Source organism: Methanocorpusculum sp. GPch4 (genome assembly GCF_012062385.1).
Lineage (GTDB): Archaea > Halobacteriota > Methanomicrobia > Methanomicrobiales > Methanocorpusculaceae > Methanocorpusculum > Methanocorpusculum parvum.
On sequence record NZ_SIJA01000076.1, the window covers coordinates 113,145 to 131,410 of the forward strand.

Consider the following 18,266-nt stretch of genomic DNA (forward strand, 5'->3'; position numbering starts at 1 on the left):
TTCATACGCGAGTTTCATAACAGCCCTCCAAAACGCAAAAGTCCGTAGATGATAAATCCGAGAACCATGATCCAGATGAGGATCACCTCGCCAAGATGTTTGGCATGATCGCTCTTCCAGACAAAAGCGGCGGCAAGGATCCCCAAAAGGACCGCTCCGATCATAGCACCCGGAAGGATCGCCGGATGAAGCGAGGCTTCGAGCAGCATCAGAACGACATAAAAAGCCACAGAGATGCAGGCAGCTAACGGAATATATTTCATGATATCACCAGCCAGACGACGACTCCGTACACACAGACGACGATCGTCCAGATCGTCTGGATGAGGACCGTGTTGTAAGGTGTAAGCATAGGTGTTGAGGCACAGATAAACGAGACCGACACCATCACAAGAAGCATGACGATCAAAAACAGCCACCAGGGAAGGATCCCGATGAACACGATGATGAAGACGGTGATCAGCACGAATGTTTTCAGCGAAAGGGCAATGTTCAAAAGCGCCCGCCATCCCCCGAAGTGTTCTGTCCAGTAGCCGGAGACGAGCTCCTTTGCCTCTATCACGGAGAACGGTCCGTAGTGCGCCTTCGAGAGGATGATGAGATACATGGAGACCGCCGCAGGCAGTGCGATGCCGATGAGCGGAACATTTGCCGCTTCCCATGCCGATATTTCTGAGAGAGAAAGCGTCCCGGTAAAAAGATAGATCACCGATACTGTGACTAGGAGCGGGAGTTCGGCAGCCGCCGACATGACCGATCTTATCGCGCCGAACTTGGTGTAGGGTGACCCCGAAGAAAGACCGGTCCCGTGTTCCACGATCTTATGGAGCATGTAAAATGCGAAGATCAGCAGCAGACTTCCGCCGATCCAGACCACATACAGTGCCGCGGTCCAGATGCCTATCGCGATCAGAATGATCGCGACATACATGACCTGACTGGCCGTTTTCGGGATCCATGTCTGTTTGAAGGCGAACTTCAGTGTGTGCAGTATCTCCTGCCAGATCGGCGGTCCCGGACGTTTCTGGATCCTTGCGATGACTTTGCGGTGGATCCCGTGCAGGAGAAGGCCGAAGAAGACGGCAAATATCAGGAGAAGAAGGAACGCGATCATGTCAGTACCCCACAAACGGAACATCTCCGTCTTTTGAACAGGCGCATACTGCAAGGACCGCTGAGACAAAAAATCCCGGGACCGATATGATCAGCAGAAGGATCCAGTAAGGATTCGCGTCGACGAGCACGGCCGAGATGACTGCTGTGCAGACAAAGAGGGCTGCAAGTAAGATGTATGCTGTTTTTTTCATGATCACACCGTCATAAGGATCTCAACCACCCGCAGGAAGAGCAGGAGCGAACTCACATGGATCATCAGGATATACGGAGCTCCGGACGCCCGCGTTATCTCGGCTTTACCTATATAGAATGGAGCCATGCCTTCGCCAAGAACTCCGATCAGCAGGAGAAGTTTCGCAACCAGGGGGACTCCTCCGGCCGCCGCCAGTTCCCAGATGGAAAGCGTTCCAGTCGAGGCGGCGATTATGGCGGCGCCGGCAAACAGAGGCACTGTCCCCATCATCACGACAAGACCGTACGAAAATCCTGCTGAAAGAACATGAGTATTTTTCACGCCGGCGATGATCCCGATGTTCAAAACGCCGATGAACGCGGCAAAGAGCGTGAAGTTGAATATATCGCCCGTAACGATCGCGCCAATCGTCGCGATCCCGCAGGCGGCCGCCATAAACCGCTGGAATCTGGAAAGATCCTTCGGGGTCTCTTTCAGGGTATAGCCGTCTGTGCCGAATACGATGTCGACCGGTTTTTCCGGCAGGGAGATCACGGCAAGAAGGATGAACATCGCTGCAAATGCAAACAGGATCACCGTATATCCCGAAAGATAATGGATCATGTCGCCAAAAGGTATCGTTACGAGTATAGACTCCATCATGATCCGTCACCCCGCATGGTCCCGACCAGAGCTATTTTTGCCATCACCTTGATCATTATCCCGACCGCGGCGGCCATAAGAGCAAGGAACCACTGACTCGGGAAGAGGATGAAGATCAAAAACGCCGTCACCCACAGGACCCAGGCATATCCGGATGCGGTTTCTGATGAAAGGAAATTTTCGGTCGTCGATTTGCCGAGGAAGAACAGGGCAAGGCCGAGGCCCGCGATGAGACCGCCGGTGAATCCTGTCAGGAAGATACCGTATGCCGTAAGAAGGGCGCCGATGATCGGCGGCGCTGTGTGCATGACCTCGATGTCGAGACGGCGGGCCGGGCGGACGTTCTGCAGTCCCTCTTTTACGAGCCAAAGCTCCGATACCGCCATTATCTCGGCAATGCCTACAACGAGGCCGGGAAGAATGAGCGCCTCGGCGAGATCGGTTGCAAGAAGCGCGATCACGACAAGACCGGTGATCTCGATCAGATCAACGATGATAAGCAGGTGGATCCCGTCTTTCTCTCTGAGTATCGCGGAAAATGCGATTATTATCGCAATAAATGCGACGGCAAGTCCGATTTTATAGATTACATCCATCCCGGCAAATAACTCGATCATTCCTTAGACCTCCGGTAAAGATATGCTGCTATCCAGAATGCGCAGAACAGGATGCTGGCTTCAACGATGGTGTCAAACCCGCGTGTGTAGTAGAGGATCTCATCAAGAATGCCTCCCGGGTGGGCAACGATCGTTGTCCCAAGGTGGAGCGTGTAATCTGCAAGGAGCTGACTTAGCGGCGTCAGATACGCGGTCACATATCCGAGTGCCGGAGCATTTTCCGGATACTGGGCAATGATCACGGCAGGTTCCGTGAACGGCACTCCTCCCCGGTCATACGGATCCAGGGAACTGGAAGGATCCAGCGACTTGGGGTAAAGCTGATCCTCCTCATACGAAATGAACGGGACACTGCAGAGCCCGAAGATCGCGATCAGACAGACGCAGATCGCATAAAGTTTCGGCAGATTTTCGATCGTCGAAAGATACCCGGAAAGTTTCTGGAATGGTGAACATACTCCGCCTGCCGTTTCTGCCGGACAGTTTTTGCGGCTCCGCTCCTCTTTCATGCTGCCTCCTTTTTCTCGATCACTCTGACAAAGATCAGTGTAGTTACGATGTTCACGGCAACAAACGTGACCAAGGCGAGCGTTTCATTGAAGCCGAGCATGATGAACACCAGACCGAATTCAGCGACTTCCAGATTGATCAGCCGTGTAAGATAGGTTTTTTCCCGGGGAAATGCCGTGAAGATCACACCTGCCAGCAGGAGGATGCACCCGATAAGAAACTCATACGGCAGAATCATTTGGCAGCCTCCCGCTTTTTGCCGAGAAGAAGAAGGATAAAGATCGTGCCGACAGGCATCAGGAGAGAGACCACGATCGCCGCATCGAGATATCCTTTTTCCACAAGGAAGAGGACTGCCCCAGCTGTAAGAATGCCAAGACAGATCAGTTTGTCAAAAGCTGATCTCACGACAAGCGCAGCGATCCCTCCAAAGAGAGCCAGGAAGATTGCCAGTATCAGAATCAAATCCGTCATTCTCCCTCCAGCTGAGCAAAGGTGCTTGCGATCGCATTCGATTCAAGGGTCGCTCCTATGAAGTAGGCAATTGCCGCAAAAACTGTTATCGGATGCGGGATCAAGAGGACGATCGTTCCGGCGACGGCGAAGTTCATCACGTTGAGGTACGGCAGTTTTTTCAGCGTTTTCGGCTCGAAAACTGCACGGACCGCACAGTACACGGCGATGACCACACAGATCCCCTCAACGATCATGAGACTTTCCTCCAGAGTTTTCCAAGGATGCGGCTTGCATATTTTGCAGAGATCCCTTCAACGAGGAATATCGCGACAACACACCCCGCGATGAAGGACTCGGGAGGGAACCCGGCAAATGAGGTGAGTGTCCAGATGATCAGTGTGGCACAAACAGCTCCGCTCGTTCCTGCAAATCCCTTGTCCGCACAGATGCGTGCACCGATATATACAAGAACGATCGAGATGAGTGCCCCCCATATACCCCACACATAATAGCCGCATGCGGCAAGAAGCGTGCCTGCCGATGCATCCGGCGATGAGATGAGGTTTCCGATCATCCATCCGCCGTTTCGGTCTCCTCCGCTTTTTTCCAGCTCTTTTCCAATCACATCTGCTCCGGAAACACCGCCCTGTTTGGGCAGTTTCCACAAGAAATCAAGTGCGGTAAAAAGCAGAAGGCAGATCACGGCAGCAATGGGAATAGCGGGGATTACATCGATCATAATATTTCATCCGGACGTCTGAAAGGAAATGGGGAAAGTGCTAGTTAGTTAGGTATTGACATTAGGTTAAATAAAGGTGTTGCATTTGGCCATATGTCGCGGCCTTTGACTGCAGAAGATACGGACCGGCCGTTTCAAAAAAAGGGGTTAATATCTGATTTCTCCGACAAAGACGGTAGAAGCCGGCCCTGTCATCTGAGGGATATCGCCGACTGTGATGTCAAGCGGACCGCCGGCTGTTTTGACGTGAATGGGATTTCCAAACACCTTTCCGGCCTTTGCTGCAATAAGCGCCGAGGCCGTTGATCCGGTGCCGCATGAAAGGGTCTCTCCCTCAACACCGCGTTCAAAGGTCCGGATGACGATCTCCGACTGTCCGGTGATCTGAACAAAGTTGACATTGGTCCCTTTCGGAAATCTCGGGTGGTGCCGGATCTTCGGCGCCACTTTATCAATATCGATCCCTTCAACATCTCCGACGAAAACGACAGCATGGGGAACACCGGTGTTCACTGAATATACGGTCATCCCTTCGATCTCACAGCTCTCCTGATATGCTGCCGCTCCCATATCGATGGTCGCCATGAAATCCCCTTCGTTGTCATATCCCACGCGGACCTGCATCACGCCGGCGAGTGTTTCGACGGCAAAGGCTTTCTTTTTCACATACTCCTTATCGAATGCATATTTTGCAAGACAGCGGATCCCGTTGCCGCACATCTCAGCCTCGCTTGCATCGGGCTGGAAGAGTCTCATGCGGATGTCCGCCTTATCGGATTTGGAGATAAAGAGCACACCGTCTCCGCCGATACCGAATCTCCGGTCACAGTACACAACTGCAAACTGCGCCTTCATTTCATCCGGAATAATGACCTGATTCATCTCATCGATCAGAATAAAGTCATTCCCGTTTCCGTGAAGTTTTGTGAATGCTATCGACATAACGTCATGCTTCGGGAACTTGATGGTCATAATACTAGTATATGTGTTCCTGAAGATTTATACTCATTACTCCAAAGAGACCGAAATCTGATAAAAACAGGGTGTGGAGCCCTCCCGTCACCGGGTAAAAATGCTCCTCTTTTACACAGAACCCCAGATGTCCAGCGCTTTCTGCAGCTCGATATGGGTCTTTGCATACTCGTTCGCACTCACGCCCGCCAATGCCGCATCCACTGCCTGGCGCATCGCCCGTGCTCCGGCCGCGGTACCGTCCGGATGGCCGTGGATCCCGCCTCCTGCCTGGAGAACGATCTCGTTTCCAAGCGTAGTGATCTCGGCATTGACTTTTCCCGGGTGAAGGCCGCCCGAAGCCACCGGAAACACCGTGAGAAGCTTTCCCGCAGGACCGGTAAGGGCCCTGTTGTCCCCCAGGATCTCATCGGCTTTTCCGCCCATCTTCCCGGAAACCGTTCCTGTGTGGAGCTGATCTCCTCCGCAGACGCGAACCAGTTTGGCGATCGGCCGCATCGCGATACCGTGTTCGGGATTTCTTGTCAGCGCTCCGTGCATCGTCCGGTGGACATGGATCGGAACGTTGATCGACGGCTCGGACGCAAGGCACTGGACCGCTGAGAAACCGGCCGTCAGAACATCGACCATCAGCATGTTGGCGCCTGCTTTTACGGCATTGGAAGCGATTTCCAGGATCCTGTCCCCTCCGGTGGTGACGTTCAGGGCATACAAAACCTCCCGTCCCGTCTCCTCCTTTGCCCGCTCAAGTGCATCCATCACCATCTCGAGCCTGACCATCAGCGGACAGAACTTCTGATCGGTCAGGGTCTCATCGTCTTTGATCAGATCGACACCGCCAAGCGCCGCCTCGTAGGCCACCTCAGCCGTATCCTTCGGGTTCAGACCGACTTTTGGTTTGATGATCGTGCCGACGTGGGGGCGGCGGCTGGTTTCAGTTCCGCAGATCTTTCTGATGCCTTCTATGCCGAACTTCGGTCCGGTCCCGTCAAGACCCTTCGGGATCTCGATGTCAAGAAGTCTGACGGCTTCTAGTTTTCCAAGACCGAACAGGTTTCCTGCGACGACCGAGAGATACTGGGGGATGTTTCCCGGCTCAAATATTTCATAAGGGAAACTAAGTTTCGTTTGGAAACCTGAACCCGAAGGCGCAAGCTCAAGGACTTCGCCGTCATAGGCATGAACGTATGCGGTCTTCTCGTTCACGGTGGAAATCCCGGTCCAGGTGCCGGTCGTCTGTTCTTCTGAGATCGCCTGGGCGGCGTACTCAGGCGTCACTCCTGCTTTTGGTTTAAAGTAATAGGTTGCAATCAGGTCATTCATGTTAGTCTTTCTCCAGACTTAGAAACTGGTTCTGCAGCTCTCCCAGTCCCCATCCAAGGTATTCACGCATGATGGTGAAGGCAAGGTGAGGGGGTATCGCTCCTGCTTCGGTAATTATCAGATCTATATATTCAGCCGGCGTAACATCAAACACGGGGTTTTTGATGCGGACAAACGGCAGTCCTGCTGCAATATCGTCAGGAAGAACTTCGTTTGTCGGGCGTTCCTCGATCTGGATCCGCTCGCCGAGGATCGTTCGCGGGGCAAACTTGTATGTCTCTGCCGTAACGATGACATTTTTCCTTGCCTCGTGGGCGCAAAGAGCGATCTGGGATGTCCCGATCTTATTCACGACCGCTCCGTTCACGGTTATTGCGTCTGCCCCTACAATAACGAGATCGACCTCTTTCATCATGGTCCGTGCCGCCGAATCCACAATATACGTGGTCGGGATCTCATGATCGTTGAGCGTTTTTATCGTGATCCTTCCCTGGTTCCACGGCCGGACCTCTGTCGCATAGACCTCGATATCCTTTCCCTGCCGTTTTGCCTCGATGATGCTTCCAAGAGCCGCACTCGAGTTGCAGTGCGTCATCACGACACTGCCGTCAGGGATATGGTTTGCGCCCATCACCGAGATCCGGTCGAGAGCTGTTCTTGATGACCAGATAAACTCGTTCGCTTTTTCCCGCAGAATTCTTCGTGCAGCCTCTTCATTGCTGGCTGAGCGGACATCCCGCATAACGATCTGCACTGCATTGGGAAGAGAGACGGCTGTCGGCCGGGTCGCGAGAAGAAGATCCGCCGCAAGTTCCATCTCACGGATGAATATCGATACATCTCCTGTCCGGGGCAGAGTTTCGGCATGATCACGAAGCGCAGAAACTGCTTCCCGGGCAATCTTTCCGGCGCCGCGAATCTCCATCGAGATGATTTTATCGGCTGTGTCGTTGATGCTCATTTATATTACTGATTGGAGTCTAAGATTAAATAACTGAGGGTCGAACCATGTTCCATCCAAAAAGAGGAGGATAATGTCTGTCGGAGTAGTTTTTGACAGTGCCGGAACGCTTCTGAAAACGAATCGCGCCGTCAAAAATATAAAAAGCGGTCTCTTGCTGAACAACAGTCCGGAAACGACAATGCTGACGTTTGAGGATCCGGACAGGATCCTTGTTCTGCTGAATATCAGCTCGACCGAGATGATGCAGATACCTCCGGAAAAGAACTTCTCCGAGTACCTCAAGGAGATCGATGTGGTATTCGGCATCAGCTGCGGGAGAAAGATCATCGACGCCGATTGCGTGGCCGCGATCCTTTTTTCCGATCCCGTGTGCCTGGTCTCCGATATGCAGGAGGTCATCCGCGCCTGCTGGAAGATCGTTTCCCGGGAAGCCGAGTCATTTGCGATGAACGCCGGCATCATCGTCAATCTCCGGACAGGCGAGATCGAGTTTACGATCGCCGCCGCCGGCTATCCGTTTCCGGGAGTGAGGGAGATGATCTCGGCGCTGCATCTGAAAGGCGTCGCGGTCTATATCGCTTCCGGGGACCGGACCTCAAAACTCGAACTGATCGCTGACAAGATCGGCATTCCCCGGGAACGGGTCCACGGGGTGGCAACGCCGGTTACGAAAGCAAGGATCGTAACAAGCCTCAAAGATGAATATGATGTCGTCGTCATGGTCGGAGACGGGATCAACGACCTCTCTGCCATGCGGGCTGCCGATGTCTCTATTTTAACCGTCCAGCAGAAAAGCGATCGGCCCGAAGCACTCTGCAGACAGGCATCCTATATCATCGAAGATATCCGTGACGTGGTCGGGATCGTGGACAAACTGAACACTGAAAGTTCCTGAGGCCGCATGCCGGTCTCGGTTTTGCACATATATAATATGCCTTCAGATGCATCTGCCCCCAAGATCTGAGATCCGCAGACCCTCTTCTAAAAACTAATAACTCCGTAAAACAAACACATACCATTATAGAAGGAAGAACATATGACAACCCCGTTTATCACGATAAAGGACCTCATCATGGACTTTCCAGCCTCAACGGAAGATTGCCTCGAGAAATCAGCCGAAATGGTCAGGGTCCTGGATAACATCAATCTGGAAATCTCCGAAGGAGAGATCGTGGGTGTTATCGGCAGAAGCGGCTGCGGAAAGACCGTACTCATCCATCTGATCCGCGGAATCGATCAGGCTCCAACGTCCGGAACTATCATCTATCATATATCCCGCTGTCCAAAATGCGGAAAAATCGAGTTCCAGAGTGATGCCGGGAAACCCTGTCCCGCCTGCGGCGACACGCTTGCTGCTGAAGATATCGATTTCTGGAAACCGGAAAACGAGAGACTCAAAGCCCAGATAATGGCACGGACTTCGCTGATGTTCCAGCGGACGTTTGCCCTCTACGGGGATGACCGGGTCATCGAAAATGTTCTTCGCGCTCTAGACGACATAAACTATCCCTCGGAAAAAGCCATATCACGTGCAGCCGACTTACTCGATGAAGTCAGACTCACCCACAGGATGATGCATATATCCCGTGATCTTTCCGGCGGCGAAAAACAGCGTGTCGTTTTGGCACGTCAGCTTGCCAGGGAACCGCTCTTTTTATGTGCCGATGAACCAACCGGCACCCTTGATCCGAAAACGGCCAGGATCGTCCATGATCTTTTGAAGAAAGCCGCCAAGGAAAACAATATGGGAATGATCGTCACCTCCCACTTTTCCCAGGTTCTGGAGGATGTCTGTGATCGGGCAGTGCTCCTGGACGATGGAAAAATAACCCTGATCGGCACGCCCGATGAGATCGTTGAAGAGTTCATGAAAGGTTATCACGACGACCGTGTCTACACCGATCAGATCTTCGGCGACCCGATCATCCGTGCGGAAAACCTGCTCAAAAAATTCATCGCCGTTGACCGTGGAGTTATCAACGCGGTAAACGATATCACCTTCGAGATCAATGAACGGGAGATCTTCGGGATCATCGGCGTATCCGGCGGAGGCAAGACCACGCTCTCCAAGATGATCGCGGGTCTGTATGAACCGACGTCAGGAAAACTCAACGTCAGGATCGGGGATGAATGGATCGATATGTCAAAACCGGGATATCTCTTCCGCGGACGGGCAAAACAGTATATCGGTCTGCTTCATCAGGAGTACGATCTGTATCCTCACAGAACCGTCATCGACAACCTGACCGATGCTATCGGCCTTGAGTTCCCCAAAGAACTTGCGACCAGAAAAGCGCTTATCACTCTTCGAATGGCAGGTTTCACCGAAAAGAAGGCAAAAGATGTTCTGCACAGACTGCCGGCAAGCCTTTCGGAAGGAGAAAAGCACCGGGTAGCTCTCGCGCAGATCCTGATCCGCGAACCGCGCATCATACTTCTTGATGAGCCGACGGGAACTATGGATCCCATCACCAAAGTCGATGTCAAGCACTCGATCATGCATGCCAGGGAAGAGATGGATGAGACATTTGTGATCGTTTCCCATGACATGGAGTTTGTACGCGATGTCTGCGACAGATGTATGTTCATGCGCGGCGGCAAGATCATCGACATCGGTCCGACCCATGAGGTGCTCGACAATCTATCCGAGGATGAAAAGATCGTTATGCGCAATGCCGTCGAAAAGGAAAGGGCGCGGGCAGAGACCGGCACGCCGAAGAAAGTGACCCTCGCCGGAGGAGCGCCGGAAGCGGAAGCAACCGAAGGTGCTCTGCATGAAACGACCGATGAAATGTTTGAGATGTAGGTCAGGATCATGACCGATGTCCGGATCTTCCTGAACGGTGAACAAAAAACCGTTCCGGAAACAACAACCCTCAAAGATCTCCTTCCAAACCAGCCGGAGGGGACCTCTGTTATCCTTCTTATGCCCGGCAGCGTTTCCCGGGCGAAAACATCCCATCTCCGTCTGACCACCTCTGCCGGAGATATCGTGATCGAACTTGCAAAGAAAACCGCTTTTCCTCTGCCGACCGGTGAAGTGAAAGAAAATCTGCGGGTACATTTCGAGGATAAAAATGCCGTCTCGTTTGGTCCCTTCCCTCAGGAGTTCGTTCCTGACAAAACACCGTACCGGTATGACCGCGGACTTGTCTGTCTGGGTTCAGGCGGCTATGATCCCAAAAATGCCTATCTCACCTTTTCCCGCAGGGAACATGTGGCGGATCACGGGGCAGCCAAAGGCGGAGCCGTTTTGGGAAAAGTCATCTATGGTCTGGGGATCCTGAACCGCTGGAGAAACGGCGACACGATCACCCGTATCGAGGAGGTATTTTCCAGTACCGACTCGACCAATGCAAAAGTGACAGCTGATCTTTCGGCTGAAGTGAAAGACGGGGTGCAGATCTTTTCCGAGCTGGTCATCACCGCGGAAGGGTATCAGGAGAATCATGCAGAGATCGACTGCGCCTGTACCGAATCGGTTGAACATATGCTGTTTTGCCTGCGTGAGAGCAGATTCCGGGTCGATCAGACTGCGTCCACCTTTATCCGGGATCACACCGAAGGAAGACTCTACGCTGCGCAGGAACGCCAGAAATCCAGACGTGAAGGAACCGTAACGGTGAGAACGGCAGGAAAAGGCTCAGGCGCTCTCTATATCTACACCCGGGATGTGCCAAGCAATCAGCATCATACCCGGACCGGGTCAGTTACCAGAGGGATAGAGCTTGCCAAATTTTCAACCGATAAAACGACCCTTTCGGTGAGATCTGTCCCCGAGCTGCTTGATCTGCGGGGTCTTCCTCTCGGACAAGCGGTGGATCTTGCGAAAAAACGCGGTCTCAAAGTGATGGCCGACAACCGTGATCTGACCGGAAGAGTCGTCATCGATCAGAAACCGGAGACGACGCTTGAGGTCCTGAAAGTGGGAAAAGTCTCGCTCTTCACCATGGGTCTGGACAATGTCATCGACATCTCGCTGGATTATAAAAAGGCTCCCCGCTCGGTCGATCTGTTCCGCCGGGTCACCGGCCTGAAACGGTATGCGGTCGGGACCATGCCGTTTATTTACAATCTGGAGAATGAGATGTACCTTTTCAAGCCTCCGTTCTCTACCGGGACAAACATCATCCCGGAGAACACGCCGAAAAAACCGGTCAGGACCAATACTCTTGCATTGACGAACGACTCGCGGCATGCAGTCGGGATGGTGGGTGTGCGTGTGGTCGAAAACAAGGAGTACGGACCGACAGGAGAGCCCTTTGAGGGAACGAACGTGATCGGGACCGTGATCGATATGGACAAACTTTCTTTGATGAAAGAGGGCGGGACCATCTATATCCGGGAGGTCAGGGAATGAAACCGTACGTCCCGGAGTATGTCGGGACCGTGACCAAGTATGTGTTCGTGGACTCGCCAAACACGACCCCTCAGGATATCGCAACGGCCGCCTATGAGATAGCTCAGGGCGTGATGATCAAAGAGACCTGTTTTGGCTGCCAGATCACCGGTACGCCGGAGGATGTTTCCCGTATCATCGATCACCTGCGTACTCTCGATCCCTACCGGATCTTCATAAAAGACCGGGGTTTCCCCCCCGGAGATTCCCGGCGCTGCAGAGCCGATCTCGGCGGCGCAAGGCCCGGGTATCTTGGGCACGAATATGAAATGAGTTTTATCCGGTATATTTCGCATGGACTGAAAGAGACCCAGGAACTGACAAAGGCATCATTGAAAAAAGCTGCAGGGGTCGCTCTGCCGCTTGAAGAACCTCTTGATGCAGATATCCTCGAACAACTTTTTTCGGAGGAAAAATAATGGCAAAAGTATTCATCTATCCGGCAACCAGCCTCATCTTATCCGACCTTGTAGAGAGGTTCGGTCACGAACCGCTCGGATCGGCTCTTTCGATCCGCGAACATGTCCAGACACCGGGTTTTGATTCGCCGCCGATCCAGATGACCGCCGAAGATCCTCAGAAAGGTCTGAAATGGGCTGCTGTTGAGGTCCCGTCCGGGATCAGAGGGCGCATGGCGCTTTACGGCCCGCTTGTGGAAGAGGCCGAAGCGGCAGTCATCATCGATGAGCCGGAGCTGGCATTCGGCTGTATGGGCTGCGCACGGACAAATGAACTTCTTGTCTTCATGCTTCGGGAAAAAGAGATGCCGAAACTCGAACTGCGCTACCCGGCTTCGAAAGAAGAGGGCGTGACATTTGTCGCAAAGATCAAACAGTTCCTCAAAGATCTGGAGGTGAAACAATGAGCGCAAAAGATCAGCCGGTGCGGATCGCCCAGATCACCTGCGGAGCAGAATACAGCGGTATCCAAAACGAGATCACGTCCGCGGCAGAGACCGTCGGAGCAAAGATGTTTTACCCGGATGTGGCCTTAAAGGATGTAAAACGCGCCTACAAGGACTTCGGTCTTCCGGTGAAAAGTCCGGATCTGAAACTTGCCATCGCACGCGCCCAGGCAATCGTGGAGGGGAGGATCGAGGCTGACGGCATCTTCATTGCAAGCTGTTTCCGCTGCGCCGAGGCGGCGATCGTTCGAAACGAACTCCGCAGATATATCGTCGAGAACTCCAAGATCCCGGTCGTTTCCTACTCATTCAACGAACGGACCGGCGCATCGACCCTCCTCACCAGACTTGAAGCTCTTTCCACCATCGCAAAACGCCGTGCGTTGATGGCCCGCGAGGTCCAGGTCGGGACCACGATGGGTGTGGACTCCGGATCTTCGACCACGAAATGCATCATCATGCAGGATAACGAGATCATCGGGGCCGGGTGGAGACCGACGACCGATGTTCTGAAAAGCTCTGACGAGGTCATCGCTCTCGCACTTGAAGAGTCAGGACTCAAGATCTCCGATATAGAAGCTGTCGGAACGACCGGATACGGAAGGTTCCTTGTCGGGAAACATATCAAAGCTGATCTCATTCAGGAAGAACTCACCGTCAACTCAAAAGGAGCGGTCTACCTTGCAAACGCCCAGAAAGGATTTGCGACCGTCATCGATATCGGCGGTATGGACAATAAAGCTATCAGCGTAAACGACGGGATGCCCGGGTCATTCACGATGGGAGGTATTTGCGCCGGAGCGTCCGGACGGTTCCTTGAGATGACGGCAAAACGTCTCGGTATCGATATCACCGAGCTTGGCGCTCTCTCGATGGAAAGTGAAGGCGGGGAAAATGTGCCGATGAACAGTTACTGTATCGTCTTTGGAACACAGTCCCTGGTCAATGCTCTCGCTGCAGGCTATAAACCCGCAGATGTTGCCGCCGCGGCATGCCATAGCGTTGCCCAGCAGGTGTACGAACAGCAGCTCCAGGAAGTCGATATCAAAGAGCCGGTCATCATGGTCGGCGGATCATCACTTATCCAGGGACTTGTCCGCGCCATGGGAAGGATGCTCAAAACAGAGGTCGTTGTCCCTCCTCATTCCCAGTATATCGGGGCAGTAGGCGGCGCACTGATCTCCTCCGGTTTTGTCGATAAAAAGGTGAAGGAGGCGTAAATGGCAGGTTTGGACTACTTCGAGGTCGAATGCACCGAAGACGGATCGGACAACTACATCAAGGTCGCTACTACTGTACTGCAGGATCACAACCTTCTGGGTATCGTGGAAGGTCTGCATATCTACATCGATCCGCAGTATCCCCTTTTTGTAGCTGCAGGTTTCATCCGCCCCCCGCGTTCTGTAATAAAGATCTCGGATGTAGGCAATGTACTGCTTCAGGACGGACAGGCGACGATCGCCGTAGGAGATGAGACCTATCTTGCTGCCATGCTGAAGATATTGTGGCAGAAACTCGGTCATGACAATGTCGATCAACCGGACCGGTTCACCGTCATCATCAAAAATACGCAGATCCCAAAGGATATCCGGGACTGGGTGGTTGTCGATCCGGCCGAGTCACTATTTAAAGATCTCATCTATGCGATCCAGGTGATCGCCCCCGAAGGGTTCAAGGTCAGGCGTGAGAACTACGGCAAAAACAGGTTCTCTTATGCCGCGAGCGAAAACACTCTGCCGGCGGCCGATGTCGAGAAGATCATCGCGGACCGGTTCGCACGAATGGAGGAGGCCCTGAAATGATCCTTGTGCCTGTTACGTATAAGGGAGGCGTGTACCGTCTTGACGAGATCATCGACTACATCGAGGATCTCGGCGGGTATATCGTTCAGCGGCATAATATTGCAAGCGAGGTCGTTCTTCAGGTCCTGATGCCCAAAGAGGACATCAGGCATCTGATCACGTTTTCCCGCCCCCTCGGCGGAGAGGTTATCGAATCTCCGCTTGTAGGGACCGAGATCGCGGTGGTGATCCCAAGTCTGGAGATCCATCACCTTCCTCACTCGGCATGCGACGTGGCCGAGTATCTGCGAAGCCACGGCTCGAAGTCGAACATGCTTGGCATGGCACGCGGGTTTGGCAAACGCATCGCCCAGATGAATGACGAGGAACGGGATCTGATCAATGAACATGATCTGGCGATCTTCGTTTTGGGAAACTTTGCCTCCTGTATCGAGAAGAAATTCCCCAAATTCAGATACGGGCTCACAGTCCCGGTCATTCTGACGGGGGGGCCCGACCGTGAGGTCCTCGTTAAGCAGACCGATCCGCCGGTTGCCGGATATGTCGGCGGCCTTGGGCGGTTCATGCACCGGACCCAGACCGAAGCAGACATCCACCGGCTCGATATGGTGATCGATGAAGTGAAAAAAGTGATCGAGGCACGCCGTCAGGAGATAGCAAACGATCCCCTCTCGGTCTCGCCGGCGCGGCTTCAGGCGCTCATCAAACAGGAACTTCCCGAGATCGAGGAGGTCTACTCCCCGTCCCCGATCGCAGTCCAGCTCAACGGCCTGCGGGTTAAGTTGTCCTACCCGACGTATGCGCAAAAGGTCCGTGATCTCGTGATCGAGGATGAAGTAAAAGTCGGCGATGTGGCAGACGTTCTGCCTTCACGCATGCGGGATTATATTCTGATCCGCATAAAGCCGCTTTCGGAAACAAACATAGTGGTATGAATCATGGTAGACATCGACATGAATTTTGAAGAGGCGATCGCGGAAGTACAAAAGAACGGCGCGAAACAGACAGCCGCCGAGTGGCTGGGAAGGATCGAAGCGGAGTACGGAACATCTCCTCTGATCTACCAAAAACTGGAGGCCTGTCCGGAGGCCCTCATTTCGCATCTTTTATACAAAAATGCGGTGACCCAGGCAGGAGCACTGCCGCCGAAAACTGTGGAGCTGATCAGCCTTGCAGTAGGAGCAGCGTTACGGTGTGATCACTGTACTACGTATCATATGCAGGTCGCAAAGAAGATGGGGATCACAAACGAAGAGATCCTGGAAGCGGTTTTGGTCGCCGGTCTTCTTGCAAACTCGTCGGTCCTCGCAAATGCCTATCGTCTGGTCGTCCCTGAAAAGGAGCCGTGCGTCGGGACCTGCGCTATGAAATAGAGCGATCCGGCAGACTTCCAACCCTTTTTTCGGCTTCATGCAACGGATTTTTTTGGAGAGAATATTCTTCTTACCGGACAGCGCATGATTAGGTATGTCAAGGAGACCGGTTATTTCTGTTATCGGCGACGCAGCGATACGACCCGGATCTGCGAAAGAAGAGTTTGCGTTTTCGCTTGGGAATGCGCTTGTTTCAAACGGATACCGGGTGCTTTCGGGAGGGCTCGGCGGGGTGATGGAAGCTGTATCCCGCGGAGCTCATGCCTCTCCTTTATACCGTGAAGGGGACGTGATCGCGGTCCTTCCTGGAAATGATCCGGCCCAGGCAAACCCGTATACGGATATCGTTATCGCGACCGGACTGGATCATGCGCGAAACTTCATCGTGGCAAATACGGACGCGGTCGTCGCGGTAGGCGGGGGGTCGGGGACGCTCTCCGAACTTTCCTATGCCTGGGTGATGCACCGTCTGATCATGGCATACCGTGTTCCGGATGTCGTGAAAAGGGAAGGCGTGTTCTCCGACTGGGGAGCTGTCGTGGCTGATAAAAAGATCGACGACAAACCGCGGTATCCGGACATCCCCGACGACTGCGTGTTTGGCGTCGACACGGCTGATGACGTCATCAGAATTCTTGCCGAGCGGCTGCCGAAATATACGAGCCGCCCCCTCCTTGCGGGAAAGCGGAATTAACGTGTAACTATTCACCCCTAATCTCTTTTATCCTGGTGCCGATACTAAATTTTTGAGAGAAAAAAGGGGGGTTACCCCACGACCATATTATTTTCTTCGGCGATCTCGATGAACGAATCTGCGAGATATTCTGCCTGTGCGGTGGTCAGTCCATAGGTGTTGAACTTCCACTGTTTGGTGACACCCGGCATGATGCCGGTGATCCCCCGTTTGTTTAAGGCACTCGAGAGGAAGAAGCCGCGTTTTTTATGGGTTTGTGCGACTACGTCGAATGATCCCGCTGTGTCCATTCGGGTAAGGGTGTGTTTTCTCGGATATTCCGAGGCAACTTTTGTTCCTTCGATGGAAAGCAAGGCGTCGGTAACGATCTTGTGGTTTTTCAGTTCCTCGTCGAAGTGGTTGACCCGCTCTTTCACCCGCGGGAATGAGGCGATCAGACCAACTGCCGGGTCGCCCATGAGCGAACAACCGAGGATCCCGACCTGCTTGATGCCGAATTTTCTGCCGGTGACATCTCCCTGGATCTTGGTTGTGCGAAGAACGATATCTGCATACTCGTCGGTGGTCGCGAGAATGCCGGACGGGGCGGGTGCTGCCATACTTTTATGCCCGGATCCGACGACGAAATCGACGCCGAGTTTTTTGCCGTTTACCGGCAGGACCCCGACGGTGTAAACTCCGTTGTAGAGGATCGGGATATCATACTGGTGAGCAACTTTTGCAATGTTTTCGACTTCATGCATGTTTCCATACATAAAATCGACCGCATCGACAAATACCAGTTTAGGGGCATATCCGAATTCGCGTATGGCGTTTTCGATCGATTCCGCAGCTGCGTCGGCGGTGATGTGGTGATCGGGGGTCGGTTTGATTTCCCGGACGACGCCGTTCACGACCTCTACGGATAAATACGCAGTGTAATGCCCCATCCCGGTCATGATGACCGGTTCGCCTTTTCCGACGAGTGCTCCGGTCACTTCCTGGAATGCCCGCCGTGCTCCCGGAACGAGCTGGATCTGGTCCATGCCGAGCCATGCGGCTGCTTCGGTGTGGAAGTCCGCGATCGGCGGTTTAGTTACATAGTCCAGGCGGAAGGGTTTATGACAGTTGTCACAGACTGAGTATCCGTCTCCCCACGCGATGACGGCTTTCATCGCCTCCGGGGTGAGTCTGCCGGCTGCCTGGATCGGATCAAGATTGATCGAGGATTCTTCAACAGCACGTGTCTCTATCTGCCCGGCGCATTTCATAGAAGCTCACCTTCGAGGATCTCGAGTTGTTTTCTGATGTTTTCGACGGTTTTTTTCGTGCGTTCCTTCTGTTCATCGTTGAGATGATGCAAAGGTGAGGTCTCCCGCAGGGTGACCCGTATGTCGGTCAAATTAAAGAGACCGGTGAATACTGCATCTATCGCTTTTTGTGACATTTTTCATGGAGTATCTGCATTTTTCCCCGCACAGATACGATGCGGTTTTTTCAGAAGGGATAAGCCAGGTGCCTGAATTGAACAGGCGTAGAACTGCTCTGCAGGCAGTCGCGTTACCACTCCGCCAACCTGGCAT

The 18,266-nt window shown here is 53.2% G+C and carries 25 protein-coding genes and 1 tRNA gene; 10 read left to right on the forward strand and 16 right to left on the reverse strand.

Annotated elements, in window-relative coordinates; genetic code table 11:
• Window positions 1-14: 14 nt before the first annotated feature.
• From EYA77_RS07165 to EYA77_RS07225, 13 genes are all read right to left on the reverse strand, one after another.
• Window positions 15-263 (reverse strand): hypothetical protein, encoded by a 249-nt coding sequence (locus EYA77_RS07165; RefSeq protein ID WP_042699949.1) that lies wholly within the window; start codon window positions 261-263, stop codon window positions 15-17.
• Window positions 260-1,114: a respiratory chain complex I subunit 1 family protein gene (locus EYA77_RS07170; protein ID WP_042699952.1), complete on the reverse strand. Its 855-nt coding sequence runs from the start codon at window positions 1,112-1,114 to the stop codon at window positions 260-262. Before EYA77_RS07170 ends, EYA77_RS07165 begins: the two co-directional genes overlap by 4 nt.
• A 1-nt stretch (window position 1,115) precedes the next feature.
• Entirely contained in the window at window positions 1,116-1,307 is a 192-nt protein-coding gene (locus tag EYA77_RS07175) for a hypothetical protein (protein WP_042699955.1), read from the reverse strand.
• Between the two features lie 2 nt (window positions 1,308-1,309).
• A complete protein-coding gene (locus EYA77_RS07180) occupies window positions 1,310-1,951 on the reverse strand; it encodes a membrane protein (protein WP_042699959.1) in 642 nt (213 codons plus the stop codon).
• Window positions 1,948-2,568, reverse strand: coding sequence for an EhaG family protein (locus EYA77_RS07185; protein ID WP_042699963.1), 621 nt, complete (start codon window positions 2,566-2,568; stop codon window positions 1,948-1,950). Before EYA77_RS07185 ends, EYA77_RS07180 begins: the two co-directional genes overlap by 4 nt.
• Window positions 2,565-3,077: an EhaF family protein gene (locus EYA77_RS07190; RefSeq protein WP_042699966.1), complete on the reverse strand. Its 513-nt coding sequence runs from the start codon at window positions 3,075-3,077 to the stop codon at window positions 2,565-2,567. Before EYA77_RS07190 ends, EYA77_RS07185 begins: the two co-directional genes overlap by 4 nt.
• Window positions 3,074-3,316 (reverse strand): DUF2107 family protein, encoded by a 243-nt coding sequence (locus EYA77_RS07195; protein WP_042699968.1) that lies wholly within the window; start codon window positions 3,314-3,316, stop codon window positions 3,074-3,076. The genes EYA77_RS07190 and EYA77_RS07195 overlap by 4 nt, the downstream gene beginning before the upstream one ends.
• Entirely contained in the window at window positions 3,313-3,552 is a 240-nt protein-coding gene (locus EYA77_RS07200; RefSeq protein ID WP_042699970.1) for a DUF2108 domain-containing protein, read from the reverse strand. Before EYA77_RS07200 ends, EYA77_RS07195 begins: the two co-directional genes overlap by 4 nt.
• The gene (locus EYA77_RS07205) at window positions 3,549-3,788 is read right to left on the reverse strand and encodes a DUF2109 domain-containing protein (RefSeq protein ID WP_042699973.1); all 240 of its coding nucleotides are present in this window, start codon (window positions 3,786-3,788) and stop codon (window positions 3,549-3,551) included. Before EYA77_RS07205 ends, EYA77_RS07200 begins: the two co-directional genes overlap by 4 nt.
• Window positions 3,785-4,273 carry a hypothetical protein gene (locus tag EYA77_RS07210; RefSeq protein WP_042699975.1) on the reverse strand — a complete coding sequence of 163 codons (489 nt, stop codon included), beginning with the start codon at window positions 4,271-4,273 and terminating at the stop codon, window positions 3,785-3,787. The genes EYA77_RS07205 and EYA77_RS07210 overlap by 4 nt, the downstream gene beginning before the upstream one ends.
• 147 nt (window positions 4,274-4,420) lie before the next feature.
• Window positions 4,421-5,245: a diaminopimelate epimerase gene (gene dapF / locus EYA77_RS07215; RefSeq protein WP_245241219.1), complete on the reverse strand. Its 825-nt coding sequence runs from the start codon at window positions 5,243-5,245 to the stop codon at window positions 4,421-4,423.
• Between the two features lie 111 nt (window positions 5,246-5,356).
• Window positions 5,357-6,568: a RuBisCO large subunit C-terminal-like domain-containing protein gene (locus tag EYA77_RS07220; RefSeq protein WP_042699978.1), complete on the reverse strand. Its 1,212-nt coding sequence runs from the start codon at window positions 6,566-6,568 to the stop codon at window positions 5,357-5,359.
• Window position 6,569: 1 nt separating this feature from the next.
• Complete coding sequence (locus EYA77_RS07225; protein ID WP_042699981.1) at window positions 6,570-7,529, reverse strand: ribose 1,5-bisphosphate isomerase; 960 nt, start codon at window positions 7,527-7,529, stop codon at window positions 6,570-6,572.
• A 73-nt stretch (window positions 7,530-7,602) separates the two neighbouring features.
• Between EYA77_RS07225 and EYA77_RS07230 the strand changes: the two genes are divergently transcribed.
• From EYA77_RS07230 to EYA77_RS07275, 10 genes are all read left to right on the forward strand, one after another.
• Window positions 7,603-8,427, forward strand: a complete 825-nt coding sequence (locus EYA77_RS07230; RefSeq protein ID WP_042699984.1) for an HAD-IC family P-type ATPase — start codon at window positions 7,603-7,605, stop codon at window positions 8,425-8,427.
• A 141-nt stretch (window positions 8,428-8,568) separates the two neighbouring features.
• Window positions 8,569-10,338 (forward strand): methyl coenzyme M reductase system, component A2, encoded by a 1,770-nt coding sequence (gene atwA / locus EYA77_RS07235; RefSeq protein ID WP_042699986.1) that lies wholly within the window; start codon window positions 8,569-8,571, stop codon window positions 10,336-10,338.
• A 9-nt stretch (window positions 10,339-10,347) separates the two neighbouring features.
• Entirely contained in the window at window positions 10,348-11,892 is a 1,545-nt protein-coding gene (locus EYA77_RS07240; RefSeq protein ID WP_167816315.1) for a methanogenesis marker 3 protein, read from the forward strand.
• Window positions 11,889-12,350, forward strand: a complete 462-nt coding sequence (locus EYA77_RS07245) for a methanogenesis marker 6 protein (protein WP_042699992.1) — start codon at window positions 11,889-11,891, stop codon at window positions 12,348-12,350. The genes EYA77_RS07240 and EYA77_RS07245 overlap by 4 nt, the downstream gene beginning before the upstream one ends.
• Window positions 12,350-12,796, forward strand: a complete 447-nt coding sequence (locus tag EYA77_RS07250) for a methanogenesis marker 5 protein (RefSeq protein WP_042699995.1) — start codon at window positions 12,350-12,352, stop codon at window positions 12,794-12,796. The genes EYA77_RS07245 and EYA77_RS07250 overlap by 1 nt, the downstream gene beginning before the upstream one ends.
• Window positions 12,793-14,055, forward strand: coding sequence for a methanogenesis marker 15 protein (locus tag EYA77_RS07255; protein ID WP_167816316.1), 1,263 nt, complete (start codon window positions 12,793-12,795; stop codon window positions 14,053-14,055). The genes EYA77_RS07250 and EYA77_RS07255 overlap by 4 nt, the downstream gene beginning before the upstream one ends.
• Window positions 14,056-14,637: a methanogenesis marker 17 protein gene (locus EYA77_RS07260; RefSeq protein WP_042700001.1), complete on the forward strand. Its 582-nt coding sequence runs from the start codon at window positions 14,056-14,058 to the stop codon at window positions 14,635-14,637. It abuts the gene before it with no gap.
• Complete coding sequence (locus tag EYA77_RS07265; protein WP_042700003.1) at window positions 14,634-15,572, forward strand: methanogenesis marker 7 protein; 939 nt, start codon at window positions 14,634-14,636, stop codon at window positions 15,570-15,572. The genes EYA77_RS07260 and EYA77_RS07265 overlap by 4 nt, the downstream gene beginning before the upstream one ends.
• A gap of 3 nt (window positions 15,573-15,575) precedes the next feature.
• Window positions 15,576-16,010: a carboxymuconolactone decarboxylase family protein gene (locus EYA77_RS07270; RefSeq protein WP_095642061.1), complete on the forward strand. Its 435-nt coding sequence runs from the start codon at window positions 15,576-15,578 to the stop codon at window positions 16,008-16,010.
• Between the two features lie 94 nt (window positions 16,011-16,104).
• Window positions 16,105-16,704, forward strand: a complete 600-nt coding sequence (locus tag EYA77_RS07275) for an LOG family protein (RefSeq protein WP_167816317.1) — start codon at window positions 16,105-16,107, stop codon at window positions 16,702-16,704.
• A gap of 71 nt (window positions 16,705-16,775) precedes the next feature.
• On the opposite strand, the gene EYA77_RS07280 is transcribed toward EYA77_RS07275, so the two are convergent.
• The 3 genes from EYA77_RS07280 to EYA77_RS07290 form a co-directional block, all read right to left on the reverse strand.
• Window positions 16,776-17,954 (reverse strand): aminotransferase class V-fold PLP-dependent enzyme, encoded by a 1,179-nt coding sequence (locus tag EYA77_RS07280; protein WP_042700009.1) that lies wholly within the window; start codon window positions 17,952-17,954, stop codon window positions 16,776-16,778.
• Window positions 17,951-18,130, reverse strand: coding sequence for a hypothetical protein (locus tag EYA77_RS07285; RefSeq protein WP_167816318.1), 180 nt, complete (start codon window positions 18,128-18,130; stop codon window positions 17,951-17,953). Before EYA77_RS07285 ends, EYA77_RS07280 begins: the two co-directional genes overlap by 4 nt.
• A gap of 62 nt (window positions 18,131-18,192) precedes the next feature.
• A tRNA-Cys gene (locus EYA77_RS07290) sits at window positions 18,193-18,264 on the reverse strand.
• Window positions 18,265-18,266: the final 2 nt, after the last annotated feature.